The following is a 17678-nucleotide window of genomic DNA, read 5'->3' as shown; positions in this document are numbered from 1 at the left end:
ACGAACGCGGGGGCGACGAACGTGACCGGCCCGCCGGAGGGAGAAGCACATGCCCCAACACCCCGACATCCCCGGCATGTCGTCTCCCGAGTTGCGAGTTCACGGGCGGACACAACCCTCCGCGATCACCGGGCAGCCGCTCGACTGCGTCATCACCGCCGACAGGCTGTGGGACGGCGACAGCGCGCACCCCACCTCGGACTCCTGGGTCCTCGTCCGCGAGGGACGCGTCGAGTCCGCCGGCACCGGAACCGACATGCCCGACGCGCCGGCGGTCGTCGACCTGCCGGGGCACACGCTCCTGCCCGGTCTGGTCGACTGCCACGTCCACGTGATGGCCGAAACCTTCAACACCTCACCCGTCACCGCCCAGGTGTTGCGGGCGCTTCCCCCGATGCGGATGTTGCTCGCCAACGGGTTCACCACCGTCCGGGACCTGGGCACCGCCGAGCTGGCCGCCACCGTCGACCTCCGCGACGCACAGGAGCAGGACGTGATCCGCGGCCCGCGGATGGTCGTGGCGCCCAACATCATCTCCGCCAGGGGCGGGCACGGCGACAAGATGCCGGTGCTGCGTCGCCGCTACGGCGCGGAGATCGGGACGCTGGCCGACGGCGTCGACGAGATACGGCACCGGGTGCGGGAGCAGGCCAGGGCCGGCGCCGACTGGGTCAAGTTCGCCGCCAGCGGCGGGTTCAGCACCAGCGGCGACGACCCGACCTGGACGGCCTACTCCCAGGAGGAGGTGGACGCGCTGGTCGGCACCGCCCGCGACCTCAACCTGCCCACCACCACGCACGCCTTCGTCGACGAGGCCGTCCGACGCGCCGTCCGGGCCGGAGTGCGCTCCGTCGAGCACGCCAGCCTGTGCGCCCCCTCGATCCTGCCCTTCCTGGAGGAGCACGGGATCTTCCTGGTGCCGACGCTGCACCGCCCGCTGTCCCACCTGACCCGGCTCGACGACGACGACTTCTGGGCCGACAAACCCGACTTCGCCCGCACGCAGTTCCGACAGCACGCCGAACAGATGCGCACCTTCATGAACGCGTTGTCCGACAGCGAGGTCCGGGTGGTCCTCGGCTCGGACGCCAGCGGCGACATGGCGAGCGAGAACTGGCGCGAGTTCACCGCGATGACGAGCATCGGGCTGAGTCCCCTCCGCGTGCTGCGCGCCGCGACGAGCACGGCGTCAGACCTCCTGCGGCGCCCGGAACTGGGCCGGGTACGCCCAGGGTGTGTCGCCGACCTCGTCGCGGTACCAGGTGATCCCTTCCAGGACCTGGAGATCATGGGGCGGGTCGACTTCGTGATGCAGTCAGGCGTGATCCGACGGTTCCCGCAGTGAGGACAGAACGGCGGCGTAGTCCTGATCCCACCCCGACAACGCACACGTTTGCATCTGTTCAGTGACAGCTCTTTGTTCCGCAGCGGAGAGGTCTCCACTCCCACGTCACCCACATCGCTGAAGCTGGAGGTTGAGCGGGTGATGGCCGCGAGGAGGGTTACCCGGGCACCCGTCACGACAGCCACGGCGGGAACAGTGGTGGGTGGATCGGATGACAGAGTTGCTGGCGAAGCACGACCGTTGTCGCATCACGGCGAAGCACGGCGTCTACTACTGGGGGAACAGCCTCGACCTGATGCGGACGATCCCGGACGCGAGCGTGGATCTGCTGCTCTTCTCGCCGCCCTTCGGCGGCCCGGCGGAGATCCCGGAGCGACATCACACCGGGGATTCCTTCGTGCGGTGGTTCCGCCCCTTCTGCGCGGAGTTCGCCCGCATCCTCCGCCCCACGGGTTCCCTCGTCTTCGAGCTGGGCGCCACCTGGCTGACCGACGCGCCGGGGAAGGCCGTGCAGCACGCGGCAGCGATCCACACCCTCGCTGGTTCCGGATGGCGTCTCATCCAGGACTTCTACTGCTATACGCCGCAACCGGTACGCCTCACGCCCGCCTGCCCCGCGCGCGCCGCGGACCTGGTCCTGCCCATCTGGGTCATGTCACGCACGTACGACGTGTACTACGACGCGGCGGCGTTGCGACGGCCGCCCTACGTCGACCACCTGCGTGGCAACCTCCTGGAGTTCGGCGCCGCCGACGAGGCCGACCGGGCCTACGAGCGCGCTCTGGCCGCGACCGGACTCGAGCCGAACCGGCAACGCTGGCCCGTCTCGCTCCCGATGATGTTCGTGGAACTGCTGTCCCGAGCGGGTGACCTCGTCCTCGATCCGTTCGCGGGCACCGGAGCGGCCAGCCTCGCCGCCGAACGGCTGGGCCGGCGGTGGATCGGCATCGAGAGGGACCGCGCCCTGGAGCCCCACGTGCGCGCGATGTTCGCCAGCGTGGGCAACGGAGTCCGGTGACGCGCCGAGGGCAACCCTCGCTGGTGTGCTGGGGCGGTCGGCTGGTTCTGTCGGCGCGGGGCGAACGCCCAGGTCACGCGCGTTTGCTGCTCACTCGTTCGAGGGAAACACGTTTCGAAGGAACGGACCCGGTGCAGCCTCGTGTCAGGAAGCCACCGATTCCAGACGGCGGCGCGGCCCACGCGTGTTTCCAGTCGGAACGCGCGCGATAACGAGGTCCGACGATGCGACCTGTCGACTCTGCCCAGCCGCGTGCCGCGACCGCGCGCACCCGGGACGCGATCGGCTTCCCGGACGCACGGGAGGAGTGGGTCGAGGCGACGGCGGAGTACGGCGAGCACGGGCTGCGCATCCTGGGGCACCCCGTGATGGAGCGCTGGGAGGACCCGTACATGCGCGACCTCGCCGTCGTGGCGACGTCCCGGCGCGGGCGGGTGCTGGAGGTGGGCTTCGGTCTGGGGATCTCCGCGGGCCACATCCAGCGCCAACCGATCGACACCCACGTGGTCATCGAGGCGAACCGCGACGTGTTCGCCGAGCTGTTGGCGTTCGGCGCCACCGCCGAGCACCCCGTTCTCCCGATGCTCGGCTTCTGGCAGGCGATCTGCCCCTGCCTCCGCGACCAGTCCTTCGACGGGATCCTGTTCGACACGTACCCGCTGGCGCGGGAAGAGGTGCACGGCAACCACTTCGCCTTCTTCGCCGAGGCCCACCGCCTCCTGCGACCGGGCGGCGTGCTGACCTACTACTCCGACGAGGCCACCTCCCTGGAGCCACACCGCGGACGGCTCCGGAAGGCGGGCTTCCGGGAGATCGCGTGGCGGCTGTGCCGGGTGAGCCCGCCGCCCGGATGCCTGTACTGGCGAAGCCCCACGATCGTGTCCCCGATCGTCGTCAAGACCTGACGCCCGCCTGGTCGACGGCGCACCCAACCGGTGACCGTCCGAGACCGCTCGTGAGGAACACCCACGTGTTCGGCGACGCGAGTTCCCTGTCCCCCACTCCTGGAGCCGGTGTCCCGCAACTTCGCGTTCCCCCGGACTTGACGCTCAGGAGGGGCGAGATCCTGAGACCGAGCCGGAGCGCCCTCCCGCTCAACTCGGAATGTCCTGTCAGCGAAGCGCCTTCGCCATCACCCGTTCCCTGGTGACGCCGTCGGGCAACAGGTCTCCGAGCTCGTCCGTGTCAACGAAACCACTGCGGCGGTAGAGCGCGACGGCGGGTTCGTTGTCCGGGAACACCGCGAGTTTCAGCGAGGTGGCACCCGACTGCCGCGCCCAGGTCTCGACCGCCACGATCAGCCGGCCCCCGACACCACGACCTCGCGCCTCCGGGCCGACCCACACCGATCTCAGCTCGCACACACCGCCGTCCCCGAGCAGCCCACAGGCCATGCCCACCGCCCGACCGTCCAGCAACGCGACGATGTTGTGGGTCTCGGGCAACTCGAATCGCGCACGCCACCGCGCCTCCCCACCGCTGTGCCAGTCCGCGAGCCGCGACTTGAACGCGTGCGGAGCCTCGCCCAACGCGGCGAGACGGACATCCCGCCACAATGGCCAGTCAGCAGTCGTGAGCACTCGCAGCCGCACCATGCCGGGATTCTGCCGCACTGCTCCAACAGAACGTGGTGAGCCGTCTCGCGGCATCACCAGGACCACTGACGCGCTGCGAGGTCGCCGTTGGTCTGATCGGCTCGTCAGCGAGGGTGGTTGGCCTCTGATATCGAACATCGCCTGCCGTCGGGCGCCGTGTGCTTGGGAAACTTGCCGTTCTTGTTCAGCGTGAGCGCCTTGCGCCCGCAGCACGGGCAGACGTTCTTGCTCCGTGGCCGTCGGCACCTCCGGAGCAGTTGACCGTCGGCGGTGAACTGAGTGGTACCCGACCCGGGACACTCCTTCTGTTCCCTATGGACGAGGACACCATGCGTCGTTTCCGAATAGTGCTTCGGCAGTGTCCTGTCCTTGTTCAGGCTCACTCGTAAGCAGCACTCGTCGCAGTGCACCACGTGTCCCCGTCCCCGTTCAGTTGGCTCCCGCGTGGGCCAGCACTTGGTCCCAGAGGGGCGTCGTCGACGCGTCCCTCACCTACCGATCAAGCAAGAGATCTTGGCTCTTCATAGCCACGACGACCTGCTGGCCGCAATCCCCCACATGTTCTTCTCCAGGGTGGTTACCGGGCGGGTTCTGTCCAATGTCGTGGAAGACTTTCGGGGTGACTCGACCTACCGCTCGGGTGCTTGCCCTGTTGGAGATCCTGCAGTCCGGGGGCACCCGCACCGTCGCCGAGTTGGCTGGGCGGCTCGGCGTGGACGAGCGCACCGTTCGGCGCTATGTCGACCACCTGGTCGACCTGGACGTCCCGGTCCGGTCGGTGCGGGGCCGGTACGGCGGCTACCGGCTCGCGCCGGGCTACCGGATGCCTCCGCTGATGCTCACCGGTGACGAGGCGGTCGCCGTGCTCCTCGGCCTGGTCACCGGCCGACGGGCCGGCCTGGTGACCGCGTCCGTGAGCGCGATGGAGAGCGCCGCCGCCAAGGTGCGCCGCGTGCTGCCCGAGGCGCTCGGCCGCCGGCTGGACGCCCTGCTGGCGACCGCCGACTTCACCGCGCCGGCGCGTTCCGTGTCGACCCCGGAGACGGAGGTGCTGCTGACGCTCGCGGAGGCCGCACGGCACCGCCAGCCCGTCGCCATCAGCTACACCGCCTGGGGCGGGCGGCGCAGCCAACGCGACGTGCACCCGTACGGAATCGTCGCCCACTCCGGGCGCTGGTACGTGACCGGGGCGGACTCGGACAGCGGTGAGGTGCGCACGTTCCGGCTGGACCGGATCGAGGCCGCCACGGCGTTGCCGGGCTCGTTCGAGGTGCCCGCCGGGTTCGACCCCGCCGCCCGCGTGTTGTCCGGGCTCGCCCAGGTGCCCTACGCGCACGAGGTGTCGGTGCGGGTTCGCGGCGCGGTCGAGGAGGTCCGGGGCCTGTTCCCGGCCGGGATCGCCACGGTGGAGGAGATCCCGACTGGGGACGAGGGGTGGGTGCGGGTCCGGTTGCGCGCCGAGCGGCTGGAGCGGGTCCCGTCCGTGCTCGCCTGGCTGGACCGCCCGTTCGTGATCGAGTATCCGGACGCCCTGCGCGACCACGTGCGCGCGCTGGCCCGCCAGCTCGCCACCTGCGCCGACGCCGTGCCGGACCCCACCGGACGCGTGCCGGAGCCGGACTGATCCAACTCCCCGTGGGCGCGCTGCTCGGGCACTGCTCCCGACCGTCCCCGGTGTCGGTCCACAGTGTCAGTCCCCGGTGTCAGTCCACAGTGGAGTCGCACCCGCTCCGCGCCAGGTCACCTCCGACCTCAACGCGGTCAGGGCCGGCCAGGGGCGAGGAGAGCCGAGAGGCCGTGCTCGAAGCGCTCGTCGAAGGACGCGGCGTCGAGGTGCGGGAGCACCCGGAGCAGCGCGGGGTGGCTCGCCGCGGAGACCGCCCGGGTGAGGCGGTCGTCCGGGGACTGGGGCGCGGCCTGCTCCTCCTGGGTCAGTCCGAGGGTGAAGTACGTGACGGCCCAGGCTGTCCACGCCGCCTCGCGCTCGGGCATGTCGCCGTCGAGCAGGGCGCCGACCAGGGCGTTGGCGAAGCGCAGAGTGTGCGGCTCGGGGGTGTAGGTGCCGGTGACCAGCGCGGCCCCGTCGCGGTGCGCGAGCAGCGCTCGGCGGTGGCGACGGGCGAGCTCTCGGGCCCGTTCGTCCCACGCCTCCGGCAGGTCGTCGAGGCGGATCTCGCCGACGACGGCGTCGGCCATCAGCTCCAGCAGCCGGGTTTTGGTCTTGACGTGCCACAGGACCGTGTTCATCCGCACCCCGAGCCGGTCGGCGACCGCGCGGGTGGACACGGCGTCCAGCCCCTTGTCGTTGAGGAGCTCGACGGCGGCGCGCACGACGGTGTCCTGGTCGAGCCGTGCGGCGCGACCCTCGCCCGTCCGCTTCTCGACCCCGGCCTGCTTCTCGGTCTCCGCTTGCTTCTTGGTCACTGACCTAGTTTACTGCCCCGCAGTTGATTTGGTCAGTGACCAAGGAGGAATCGTGGAACAGCAGGTCATCGTGGTCGGCGGCGGTCCGGTCGGGCTCTGGCTGGCGGCCGAGCTCCGACTCGGCGGCGTGCCCGTCACCGTGATCGAGGAGCGACCGGAGCGCGACGAGCGGTCCAAGGCCCTCACCGTCCACCCGCGCACCCTGGAGATCCTGGCCTCGCGCGGGGCGCACCAGCCCTTCCTCGCCGAGGGCACGCCCTTCCCCGGCGGCCACTTCGGCGCGCTCGACGACCGGCTGGACTTCACCCCGCTGGACACCCCGTTCCCGTACACGCTGGCCCTCCCCCAGGCCCGGACGGAGGAGCTGCTCGAAGGCCACGCGCTCGCGCTCGGCGTCGAGGTCCGACGCGGCCACCGCGTCACCGGCCTCGCCGAGGACCCGACGGCGGTGACCGTGCGGGTGGCGGGCCCCGAGGGGCCGTACGAGCTCCGGGCCGCCTACGTCGTCGGCTGCGACGGCACCCGCAGCACGGTGCGCGCGGCGGCGGGGATCGACTTCCCCGGCACCCCGTCCACGGTCCTGGGCTGGCTCGGCGACGTCACCCTCGACACCCCGCCGCCGCCCGGCTTCACCGCCTTCACGCCGGCGGGGCTGCTGATGGTCGTGGCGCTGCCCGGCGGCCTGTTCCGACTGGTCGGCGTCACACCCCAGGACCTGCGCACGGACTGGCCCGGCGACCTGACCCTGGACGAGCTCCGCGCCAGGACCACGGCCATCGCCGGGCGGGACTTCGGCATGCGCGACCCGGTGTGGCTCTCCCGCTTCGGCAACGCCACCCGCCTGGCCGAGCACTACCGCCTCGGGCGGGTCCTGCTCGCCGGGGACGCCGCCCACCAGCACTTCCCGGCCGGCGGCGTGGGGATGAACGTCGGTCTGCAGGACGCGCACAACCTCGGCTGGAAGCTCGCCGCCACCCTGCGCGGCTGGGCGCCCGACGACCTGCTGGACACCTACCAGGCCGAACGCCGTCCCGTCGGCGCGGACCTGGCGGAGGGCAGCCGCGCCCAGGTCGCCCTGATGACCGGCTTCTCCCCGGAGGGGATCGACCTGCGGACGGTGCTCAGCCGCGCGATCGCCACCCAGCCGTCCTTCAACCGGACGCTGGCCGAGCGCCTCACCGGACTCGCCGTCCACTACCCGCCGCGGGACCCGTCGGCCCACCCGCTGACCGGCACCCGGGCGCCGGACCTCGCGTTCGCCGACGCCGGCGACGAGCCCGGCGGCTCCTCCCTGTTCGCCCTGCTGCGCGCGGACGGGTACGTCCTGCTGGACCTGACCGGGAGAGCCGTCAGCCCGCTCAGGGACCTGGCGCGGACGGGGCTCACCGTGCACTCCCGGTCGCTGGCGGAGTCCCGGTCCGACTGGACCGCGGTTCGCGCGGCGTTGGTCCGTCCCGACGGCCACGTCGCATGGGCCGGGACCACACCGGACGACGCCGCGCTGGCCTCGGCCGCGAACAGGGCGCTCACCGCCACCCACCGCGAGCCCTGAGTCCTGAGCCCACGACCGTCCACAGCGGACCAATTCGCCGCTGTCCGGCCGGTGACGCGTAACCGGGGTCGACGGCGGGTGGGCGCCCACCCGCCCGATCACGGCGAGCACGTCTGTCCTGTGCGGACACGTCCACTCTGGACTGTTCGGCACGCCAGCCTCCCAGAGCCGAGCGAAGACGTACGGCCTTGTCATGTCCCCCGGCCCTCACCCCCGACTCGACCGGCATCGCGAACGGCCGGGCGTCACGGGGACAGCCCCCTCGGCCGGGCCGAGATCGACGGCAGGCTCCTGCCAGCGGTCAGGACCAGGCGGGGGCCGCGCCGCTGGGGTGCCCGCCGTCACCCCGCCCGCCGCCGGCCGCCGCCGTCCCCGAATGGGGTATTCCGGCTTTCTGACCGTTTCCGCCGTTCCGGTTGTTTCTCCGCCGCTCGCGACGCGGGGTACGTCACTTTGTGGCGGATCTCGCGCCGTCCGTCAGCCGGTTGGGTGGCCCAGACCGCGCTTTTGTGGGGTCCCTACAACGCAGCGGGCCCGGCATGCGCGGTTCGGCACATTGGTGCGTTCGCCGTTGATCGAGGAGGGTAGAGGGAGGTGCAGGCGACGCTCCGGAACCCGGACGTCGCCTTTTGCGCGCGGGTGCTTGGGAGGCTCAGCCGGTGTTCAGTCGTGTCGCCATCGTCAACCGTGGAGAGGCCGCGATGCGGCTCATCCACGCCGTCCGGGATCTTTCCGCGGAAACCGGGACGCGGATCGAGACGGTCGCCCTCTACACCGACGCCGACCGCGACGCGACCTTCGTCCGCGAGGCCGATCTCGCCTACCCGCTGGGCCCGGCGTCGGCCCGCCCGTACCTCGACCACGCCGTCCTGGAGCGGGCGCTGGTGGAGAGCGGGGCCGACGCCGCGTGGGTCGGCTGGGGGTTCGTCGCCGAGGACCCGGCGTTCGCCGAGCTGTGCGAGAAGATCGGCGTCACCTTCGTCGGGCCGAGCGCGGAGGCCATGCGCCAGCTCGGCGACAAGATCGGCGCGAAGCTGATCGCCGAGGAGGTCGGCGTCCCGGTCGCGCCGTGGAGCCACGGCGAGGTCGCCACCCTGGAGGACGCGCTGCGCGCCGGCGACGAGATCGGCTACCCGCTGATGCTCAAGGCCGCGGCGGGCGGCGGCGGGCGCGGCATCCGGAAGGTCACCTCGGCCGCCGACCTGGCCGAGGCCTACGAGCGCACCCGCCAGGAGGCGCTGCGCGCCTTCGGCTCCGGCGTGGTCTTCCTGGAGCGCCTGGTCACCGGCGCCCGCCACGTCGAGGTCCAGGTCATCGCCGACGGGCAGGGCACGGCGTGGGCGCTGGGCGTCCGCGACTGCTCGGTGCAGCGGCGCAACCAGAAGATCATCGAGGAGTCCGCGTCCCCGGTGCTGGCCCCCGAGCAGATCGCCGAGCTGAAGGCGTCGGCCGAGCGGCTGGCGCTGGCCGTGGACTACCGGGGCGCCGGCACCGTCGAGTTCCTCTACCACCCCGGCGAGAAGCTGTTCGCCTTCCTGGAGGTCAACACCCGGCTCCAGGTCGAGCACCCGATCACCGAGATCACCACCGGCACCGACCTGGTCAAGCTGCAGCTGCACGTGGCCAACGGCGGCCGGCTGGAGGGCGAGCGGCCGGTCGAGAGCGGCCACGCCGTCGAGGCGCGGCTCAACGCCGAGGACCCGGACCGCGACTTCGCCCCGTCGCCGGGCCGCATCGCGCGGCTGGTCCTGCCCGCCGGCCCCGGCATCCGCGTCGACACCGGCGTCAGCGAGGGCGACAGCATCCCGGCCGACTTCGACTCGATGATCGCGAAGATCATCGCCTACGGCCGCGACCGCGACGAGGCGCTGGCCCGGCTGCGCCGCGCGATGGCCGACACCACAGTGATCATCGAGGGCGGCACGACCAACAAGAGCTTCGTGCTCGACCTGCTCGACCAGCCCGAGGTGGTCGACGCGAGCGCCGACACCGGCTGGATCGACCGCGTGCGCGACGAGGGCCGCCTGGTCACCCACCGGCACTCCGCGATCGCCCTGGCCACGGCCGCCATCGAGGCCTACCAGGACGAGGAGGAGGTCAGCCGCCAGCGACTGCTGTCCACCGCGCACGGCGGACGCCCGCAGGTGCGGCACGAGAGCGGCCGGCCGCTGGGGCTGAAGCTGCGCGGCGTCAGCTACCGCGTGAGCGTCGCGCGGGTCGGCCAGCAGCGCTTCCGCGTCGGCGTCTCCGCCGGCGGCGACGTGCGCCCGGCCGACGTCGAGGTCGAGCGGTTCGACGCACACAGCGGCCAGATCGTGGTCAACGGGCAACGGTTCCGGGTGGTGTCGGCCACGCACGGCCCGACCCACCTGGTCGAGGTGGACGGCGTCACGCACCGGATCAGCCGGGACGAGGGCGGCGTCGTCCGCTCCCCCGCGCCCGCGCTGGTCGTGGCGACGCCGTTGGCGGTCGGCGACGAGGTCGAGTCGGGCGCGCCGATCCTGGTGCTCGAAAGCATGAAGATGGAGACGGTGCTGCGCGCGCCGTTCCGCGCCCGCGTCCGCGAGTGCCCGGTGTCGGTGGGCAGCCAGGTCGAGACCGGCGCGCCGCTGATGCGCCTGGAGCCACTGGCCGACGAGGGCGCGGACGGCTCCGGCGAGGACGCCGGCGCCGCCACCGGTGAGACCGTCGAGGTCGACCTGCCCGCCGAGCCGTCCGAGGCGTCCTCGGCCGACCGGGTCGAGCGCGGCCTGCGGGACCTGCGCGGCCTGCTGCTCGGCTTCGACGGCGACGCCGCCGACCGCGAGCACGTGCTGTCGGCCTACCTGGCCGCGCGCGCCGAGCTGGGCGGGCGGCCGCTGGAGGGCGAGCTGGACCTGCTCACCGTGTTCGCCGACCTGGCCGAGCTCAGCCGCAACAAGCCGGGCGGCGAGCTCGACGTCGAGCCGGGCAGCCCGGTGCACAGCCCGCGCGAGTACTTCCACAGCTACCTGCAGAGCCTCGACGTCGAGCGGGCCGGCCTCCCCGAGGGGTTCCAGGCGAAGCTGCGGCAGGTGCTCGGGCACTACGGCGTGGCCGACCTGGACCGGACGCCGGAGCTGGAGGCCGCGGTCTTCCGGATCTTCCTGGCGCAGCAGCGGATGTCGGCCGACGTGCGGGTCGTCACTGAGCTGCTGCGGCAGTGGCTGGCCGGGGCGCCGCCGCTGGAGTCGCTGCGCGAGCGCGTCGGGCTCACCCTGGAGCGCCTGGTCGAGGCCACGCAGGTGCGGTTCCCCGCGGTGTCGGACCTGGCCAGGGGTGTGGTGTTCCGCTGGTTCGCCCAGCCGCTGCTGCGCCGCAACCGCGCCCAGGTCTACGCCGCGGTCCGCGCCGAGCTGCGCCACCTCGACCGCCACCCGGACGCCCCGGACCGCGCGGAGCGGATCCAGGCCATGGTCGCCAGCTCCGAGCCGCTGGTCCGGCTGATCGGCCAGCGGATCGGCCGGCCCGGCCGCGACCACGCCCCGCTGCTGGAGGTGCTGACCCGCCGGTACTACGGCAACCGGGGGCTGACCGGAGTCACCGCGGCCGACGCCGCCGGGTGCCGGTTCGTCACCGCCGAGCACGCCGGCGCGGAGGGGGCGACCCGCGTGGTCACCACCGCCGTCGACATCGCCGCCCTGCCCGAGGCCATCGGCGCGGTCAGCGCGTTCGCCGACGGCGTCGCCGAGGGTGGTCTGGTCGCCGACCTCTACGTGACCTGGGAGGACCAGCCCGACGCCGACGCGATGGCCGTCCGGCTGGCCGAGCTGCTCGCCGAGCGCCCGCTGCCCGCGGCGGTGCGCCGGATCACCACCACCGTCGCCGGCACCAGCGGCGCGGTGATGCACCACCACTTCACCTTCCGGCCCGACGGCGCGGGCTTCGCGGAGGACCGGCTGATCCGCGGCCTGCACCCGCAGATCGCCCAGCGGCTCCAGTTGGAGCGGCTGCGCGAGTTCGACCTCACCCGGCTGCCCTCGACCGACGAGGAGATCTACCTGTTCCGGGCGGTCGCGAAGAGCAACCCGGCCGACGAGCGGCTCGTCGCGATGGCCCAGGTCCGCGACCTGACGCCGCTGCGCGAGGCCGACGGCCGGCTGGTCGCGCTGCCCGCGGTGGAGGACATGGTCAGCGCGTGCGTCGACGCGATCCGCAACATCCAGGCGCAGCGCCCGCAGAACAAGCGGTTCGACACCAACCGGATCATGATGTACGTCTGGCCGTCGACCGAGCTGACCACCGAGGAGCTCGACACGCTGGTCCAGCGCATCCTGCCGACGACGGTGGGCGCCGGGCTGGAGGAGGTCCAGTTCCTGGCCCGCCAGCGCACCGACGCCGGCGAGCTGACCGAGGTCGCCGTGCGGGTCACCCTGGCCCCGGGACACGGCGCGCGCCTGCACATCGGCGAGCCGTCGACCGAACCGGTGCGTCCGCTGGACGACTACGACCAGAAGGTGCTGCGCGCGGCCCGGCGCGGCAACGTCTACCCGTACGAGCTGACGAGCATGCTCGCCGGGCCGGACGGCAGCTTCGTCGAGTACGACCTCGACGACAGCGCGGACGCGTCCTCCACGGGCGCGGGCACCTCGGTCGTCGGCCGGCTCGTGCCGGTGGACCGGCCCAAGGGCAGGAACACCGCCGCGATCGTCGCGGGCGTGGTCACGACGCCGACCGAGCGGCACCCCGAGGGCGTCACCCGGGTGGTGCTGCTCGGCGACCCGACGAAGGCGCTCGGCGCGCTGTCGGAGCCGGAGTGCTCGCGGGTGATCGCCGCGCTCGACCTGGCCGAGCGGATGCGGGTCCCGCTGGAGTGGTTCGCGCTGTCGGCCGGCGCGCGGATCTCGATGTCCTCGGGCACCGAGAACATGGACTGGGTCGCGGCCGCGCTGAAGCGGATCGTCACGTTCACCCAGAGCGGCGGCGAGATCAACATCGTGGTCGCCGGGATCACCGTCGGCGCCCAGCCGTACTGGAACGCCGAGGCGACGATGCTCATGCACACCAGGGGCATCCTGGTGATGACGCCGGACTCGGCGATGGTGCTCACGGGCAAGCAGTCGCTGGACTTCTCCGGCGGTGTGTCGGCCGAGGACAACTTCGGCATCGGCGGCTACGACCGCGTGATGGGCCCCAACGGCCAGGCGCAGTACTGGGCGCCCGACCTGCCGGCCGCCCGCGACGTGCTGATGGCGCACTACGACCACACCTACGTGGCGCCCGGCGAGACCGCGCCGCGGAAGGCGGTCACGAACGACCCGGTCGACCGCGACGTCTCCGCGTTCCCGCACGCGGTCGTCGGCAGCGACTTCACCACGGTCGGCCAGATCTTCTCGGCGGAGCACAACCCGGACCGGAAGAAGCCGTTCGACATCCGCACGGTCATGCGCGCGCTGTCCGACCAGGACCACCCGGTGCTGGAGCGCTGGGCGGGCATGGCCGAGGCCGACACCTCGGTGGTGCAGGACGTGCACATCGGCGGCTGGCCGGTCTGCCTGGTCGGGATCGAGTCACGGGCGGTGCCGCGGCGCGGCTTCCCGCCGGCCGACGGCCCGGACACCTACACCGCGGGCACGCTGTTCCCCCGGTCGTCGAAGAAGGTCGCGCGGGCGATCAACTCGGCGTCGGGCAACCGGCCGCTGGTGGTGCTGGCGAACCTGTCCGGGTTCGACGGCTCGCCGGAGTCGATGCGCAAGCTCCAGCTGGAGTACGGCGCGGAGATCGGCCGGGCGATCGTCAACTTCGACGGCCCGATCGTGTTCTGCGTGATCTCCCGCTACCACGGCGGCGCGTTCGTGGTGTTCTCCAAGGCGCTCAACCCGAACATGACCGTGCTGGCGCTGGAGGGCTCGTTCGCCTCGGTGCTCGGCGGCGCCCCGGCGGCGGCCGTGGTGTTCTCCGGCGAGGTCAACAACCGCACCGTGAACGACCCCCGGGTGGCCAAGCTGCAGGCGCAGGTCTCGGCCGCCAGCGGCGCCGAGCGGGCGGCGCTGACCGCCCAGCTCGCCGAGGTGCAGTCCGCCGTCCGGGCGGAGAAGCTCGGCGAGGTCGCCGCGGAGTTCGACCGGGTGCACAGCATCCAGCGCGCGGTCGAGGTCGGCTCGGTGGACGAGATCATCAGCGTCACCGAGCTGCGGCCCCGGATCATCAAGGCCGTCGAGCAGGGCATGAACCGCTGATCCCCCGCGAAACCGGCCGCACCCCCCGGGGTGCGGCCGGTTTCGCGTCTTTCGCCCGGTATGACTGATCCGGAAAAGCCGCTCCGACAGATCTTCGCCATCATTGTCAGCTCCCTCGCGAAGGTCTCCCCCCTGCTCTGAGCTGGGCGAACGTAGACGTGGCACGGGTCATAAGCGGTTCAGGAACACGTCCCGCGCCGGCCTCTGTTAGATCTGTGAGCGCCACCGGCAGTCGGCTTCGACGAAGTCGTGTTCTCCACTTCCCGGAATGTGACCGCGCACTGGGCACTGGGGTCGGGGACGGGGGGCGAACCAGCACCGCACATCCGTTTCGGGGGAGCTTCCTTGCCCATCGCCCTGCTGGCCCTGGCTGTCGCCGCGTTCGGGATCGGGACGACCGAGTTCGTCATGATGGGCCTGTTGCCCGAGATCGCCAACGACTTCCGGGTGTCGATCCCGGACGCCGGTGGCTACATCTCGCTGTACGCCCTCGGCGTGGTCGTCGGCGCACCGCTGCTGACCATGCTCGGGATGCGCGCGCGGCAGAAGACGATGCTGCTGAGCATGCTGGTGCTCTTCACCGTCGGAAACCTGATCTCGGCCTTCGCCCCGACGCACGAGCTGCTGCTCGGCGCCCGGTTCCTCACCGGACTGCCGCACGGCGTGTTCTTCGGCATCGGCGCGGTGGTGGCCGCGAGCCTGGTCGACCGCGACCGGCGCGCCCAGGCCATCTCCCTGATGTTCATCGGGCTGACCGTGGCCAACGTCGTCGGGGTCCCGGTCGGCACCCTGCTCGGTCAGGCGCTCGGCTGGCGCTGGGCGTTCGGCCTGGTCGCGGTGATCGGCGTGGTCGCGCTCGCCGCGGTGGCGGCCCTGGTGCCCTGGCAGGCCAGGCCCACCGACGTCAGCCTGCGCGGCGAGCTGCGCGCGTTCACCCGCCCGCAGGTCTGGCTGGCGTTCGCGGTCGTGGTGTTCGGCTTCGCGGCGATCTTCTCCTTCTACAGCTACGTCAAGCCGGTGTTCACCGACGTCACCGGCTACACCCCCACCGCGGTGACCGTGCTGTTGGCGGTGTTCGGCGTGGGCATGACCGTCGGCACCGCCGTCGGCGGTCGACTGGCCGACCGCGACCCGATGCGGACGCTGTACGTCTTCCTCGCCGCGCTCGCCGCCAGCCTCGCCCTGTTCGCGTCCACCGCGCACAGCGCGCTGCTGGCCCCGGTCACCGTGTTCCTGATCGGGGCGACCGGGTTCGCGGCGATCCCCAGCATCCAGTCCCGCATCCTCGACCAGGCCAAGGAGGCCCCCGCGCTGGGGTCGGCGAGCATCCAGTCGACCTTCAACATCGCCAACTCGCTGGGCGCCTACCTCGGCGGCCTGGTCATCGCGGCCGGCATGGGACTCACCGCCCCCAGCTGGGTCGGCGCCGCCCTGGCCCTGGTCGGCCTGGCCTTCGCGCTCCTCTCCGGCTGGCTGGAGCGCCGCCCCCGCCGAGAAACCCCCGCACCGCACGACGCCGAGAAGCCCGTCCCGGTCCGCTGACTCCTGGCCGTGGTGCTTGTCGGCCGTGGTGCTTGTCCTGGCTAGGAGGTCGCTCCGCCAGGGCGTCGCCGCCGGACGCGGCGGGGCAGGGCGCCCAGCGCCAGCAACACCACGACCGGCACGCCGTAGAAGATCGCTACCTCCACCGGGGCCGGGAGAACGAGCGCCGAAAGCATCAGTGCCTTCGCCGGCCACGTGATCAGGACAGGGAGCACCAGCACCAGAGCGGCACGGCGGCCGATGCGCGACCGCGCGCCACAGGCTGCCACGGTGCCGACGACCAGGACGACCAGTCTCAGCAACTCGCCCACCGCGTAACGGTCGGCCAGAACTCCCAACACCACGGCCACGACGACCGTCGCGGCCATCGTGGCGACCGCTTTCCCGCCCACCAGTTCACGCCCACGTGTCGGCCCGGGCGACCACGTCAACGCGACCGCGGTGAGCGCACCGAGCAGAACCCAGCCCGCGTCCAGAGCGGTCCACCAGTGTTGGGCGGGGAAGACTGTCGCGAGGAACACGAAGCCGGCCGTACCCAGCCACGCGCCCACGGCGGCGGCGCGGCGCAGCCGTAACAGGCTGAGCACGGCCACGGCCAGCCAGACGCACCACACCGGAGCGTCCGGAATCTGCCCAGTCCACGGCATCTCCGACAGCGCTCCGGCCTGGACCCACCAGCCCAGTTCGTGCAGTCCGGTCGTGGCGCCGGTCAACAGGGCGATCGGCCCCAACAGGCTCACGATCGCCAGCACGTCGCGGGGTTCGATGCCGCCGTCCGCCGCCACCACGCGTCGCAGGTGCAGCCGGGCCGCGCCCCACAGCAGGTCGACGGACTCGCGCCAACCCGGAGCTCTCCGGTCGCCGGCCCCCGCCATGAGGACCCCGAGCATCTCCTCGCCGTTGCGTTCGCGGTGATCGCGCGGGTAGCAGGCCAGCAGTCTGCGGTAGCGCCGCTCCAGCTTGCTCACGCCGTCCCCCCGATGAGTCGTGCTCGTAAGCGTTGCTCTGCCGCACGGGTGTGTGCGCGCAACCTCTTCACCTCAGCCTCCAACCTGGCCGCCCCCTCGTCGGTCAGCCGGTAGTAGCGACGGAGCCGGCCGTCCACGACTTCCTCCCGGTCGACGGCCACCCAGCCGTCCGCCGACAGTCGGTCCAGCGCGGCGTACAGGGTTCCGGCGCGCAGTCTGACGCGGCCGTCGGAGATCGCTTCGACGTCCCGCAGGATGCCGTAGCCGTGCTGCGCCCGAGCGGCCAGCGCCGTGAGGATCAGGAAGGTCGGCTCCCTCAGCGCGCCATTGGTCATGCCACCGGTATATACCGTTGATCAGAGTATGTACAGACGCCGGCGCCAACTCGTCTCGGTACGCGCAGAGGTGGCCCGAGGCAGCTCTCAGGCAGCGGCGGCAGGGACTTCGGAGCGCGGGGAGCCCCGTCGCATCAGGTCGACGTCACCGTCGCCTGGCAACGGGGCTCCGGCCAGACTGGATCACCTACGCCGCGGAGGAGGCGACTCGGTGGCGCGGGAGGCTCAGACGCGGCCCACGACCTTGCGGGGCGTGATCCGGACGATCACGCGCTGCCCCTCTCCCGCGGAGGCGGGGTTGAACTCGGAGTACTTCTTGCCGGTGTACTTCAGCGACAGCTCGTCGATGAGCTCAGGGCCGCCCTCGGTGGTCATGGTGGCCTCGCCGCGGATCTCGGCGTAGGAGTAGGGCTCGTCGAAGGGCTGAACCACCAACGTCGTCCTCGGGTCACGGCGGAGGTTGCGCTCCTTGCGCCGCCCGACGGTGGTGGAGATCAGGATGTCGTCGCCGTCGCGCTTCGCCCACACGGGAGAGGCCTGCGGGCTGCCGTCGGGCTGGATCGTCACCAGGGTCACGAAGGTGGGAGCGTCGAGCAGTTCCTTGAGAGGCTCGGGCAGCGTGGCGGCCATGGGACAACCCTTCTCACGACGTCGAGAGGACAGCGCCTACCGCTCTGATCTTGCCTCAACCCGGCGCCTCGC

Annotated in this window: 12 protein-coding genes; 7 read left to right on the top strand and 5 right to left on the bottom strand. The window is 72.0% G+C overall.

The window, feature by feature from the left end:
* Positions 1 to 49 precede the first annotated feature (49 nt).
* The 3 genes from BUE43_RS13960 to BUE43_RS13950 all read left to right on the top strand — a co-directional run bounded on the left by BUE43_RS13960 (position 50) and on the right by BUE43_RS13950 (position 3268).
* Positions 50 to 1345, top strand: coding sequence for a metal-dependent hydrolase family protein (locus BUE43_RS13960; RefSeq protein WP_143174157.1), 1296 nt, complete (start codon positions 50 to 52; stop codon positions 1343 to 1345).
* Positions 1346 to 1556: 211 nt separating this feature from the next.
* Complete coding sequence (locus BUE43_RS13955) at positions 1557 to 2363, top strand: DNA-methyltransferase (protein ID WP_073483148.1); 807 nt, start codon at positions 1557 to 1559, stop codon at positions 2361 to 2363.
* Between the two features lie 224 nt (positions 2364 to 2587).
* Positions 2588 to 3268 carry a class I SAM-dependent methyltransferase gene (locus BUE43_RS13950; protein WP_073483145.1) on the top strand — a complete coding sequence of 227 codons (681 nt, stop codon included), beginning with the start codon at positions 2588 to 2590 and terminating at the stop codon, positions 3266 to 3268.
* A 207-nt stretch (positions 3269 to 3475) separates the two neighbouring features.
* Here BUE43_RS13950 and BUE43_RS13945 read toward each other — a convergent pair whose 3' ends face one another.
* Positions 3476 to 3958 (bottom strand): GNAT family N-acetyltransferase, encoded by a 483-nt coding sequence (locus BUE43_RS13945; RefSeq protein ID WP_073483143.1) that lies wholly within the window; start codon positions 3956 to 3958, stop codon positions 3476 to 3478.
* Between the two features lie 619 nt (positions 3959 to 4577).
* On the opposite strand from BUE43_RS13945, the gene BUE43_RS13940 reads away from it, so the two are divergent.
* Entirely contained in the window at positions 4578 to 5582 is a 1005-nt protein-coding gene (locus BUE43_RS13940) for a helix-turn-helix transcriptional regulator (RefSeq protein WP_073483140.1), read from the top strand.
* Positions 5583 to 5719: 137 nt separating this feature from the next.
* On the opposite strand, the gene BUE43_RS13935 is transcribed toward BUE43_RS13940, so the two are convergent.
* Positions 5720 to 6382 (bottom strand): TetR/AcrR family transcriptional regulator C-terminal domain-containing protein, encoded by a 663-nt coding sequence (locus BUE43_RS13935; RefSeq protein ID WP_083959672.1) that lies wholly within the window; start codon positions 6380 to 6382, stop codon positions 5720 to 5722.
* Positions 6383 to 6434: 52 nt separating this feature from the next.
* Between BUE43_RS13935 and BUE43_RS13930 the strand changes: the two genes are divergently transcribed.
* From BUE43_RS13930 to BUE43_RS13920, 3 genes are all read left to right on the top strand, one after another.
* A complete protein-coding gene (locus BUE43_RS13930) occupies positions 6435 to 7934 on the top strand; it encodes an FAD-dependent monooxygenase (RefSeq protein WP_083959671.1) in 1500 nt (499 codons plus the stop codon).
* A 659-nt stretch (positions 7935 to 8593) separates the two neighbouring features.
* Positions 8594 to 14131 carry an ATP-binding protein gene (locus BUE43_RS13925; protein ID WP_073483138.1) on the top strand — a complete coding sequence of 1846 codons (5538 nt, stop codon included), beginning with the start codon at positions 8594 to 8596 and terminating at the stop codon, positions 14129 to 14131.
* 345 nt (positions 14132 to 14476) lie between these two features.
* On the top strand, positions 14477 to 15673 hold the full coding sequence (locus BUE43_RS13920; protein WP_073483135.1) for an MFS transporter: 1197 nt from the start codon (positions 14477 to 14479) through the stop codon (positions 15671 to 15673).
* A 41-nt stretch (positions 15674 to 15714) separates the two neighbouring features.
* Here the strand turns inward: BUE43_RS13920 and BUE43_RS13915 are convergent, their stop codons facing one another.
* The 3 genes from BUE43_RS13915 to BUE43_RS13905 all read right to left on the bottom strand — a co-directional run bounded on the left by BUE43_RS13915 (position 15715) and on the right by BUE43_RS13905 (position 17606).
* Positions 15715 to 16641 (bottom strand): hypothetical protein, encoded by a 927-nt coding sequence (locus BUE43_RS13915; protein WP_073483133.1) that lies wholly within the window; start codon positions 16639 to 16641, stop codon positions 15715 to 15717.
* Positions 16638 to 16976, bottom strand: coding sequence for a PadR family transcriptional regulator (locus tag BUE43_RS13910; RefSeq protein ID WP_073483130.1), 339 nt, complete (start codon positions 16974 to 16976; stop codon positions 16638 to 16640). Before BUE43_RS13910 ends, BUE43_RS13915 begins: the two co-directional genes overlap by 4 nt.
* Before the next feature lie 225 nt (positions 16977 to 17201).
* Complete coding sequence (locus BUE43_RS13905; RefSeq protein ID WP_073483127.1) at positions 17202 to 17606, bottom strand: PPOX class F420-dependent oxidoreductase; 405 nt, start codon at positions 17604 to 17606, stop codon at positions 17202 to 17204.
* Positions 17607 to 17678 lie beyond the last annotated feature (72 nt).

The sequence above is a fragment of the Streptoalloteichus hindustanus genome (genome assembly GCF_900129375.1).
In the GTDB taxonomy this organism is placed as follows: domain Bacteria; phylum Actinomycetota; class Actinomycetes; order Mycobacteriales; family Pseudonocardiaceae; genus Streptoalloteichus; species Streptoalloteichus hindustanus.
This window is presented reverse-complemented; position numbering and strand designations above follow the sequence as displayed.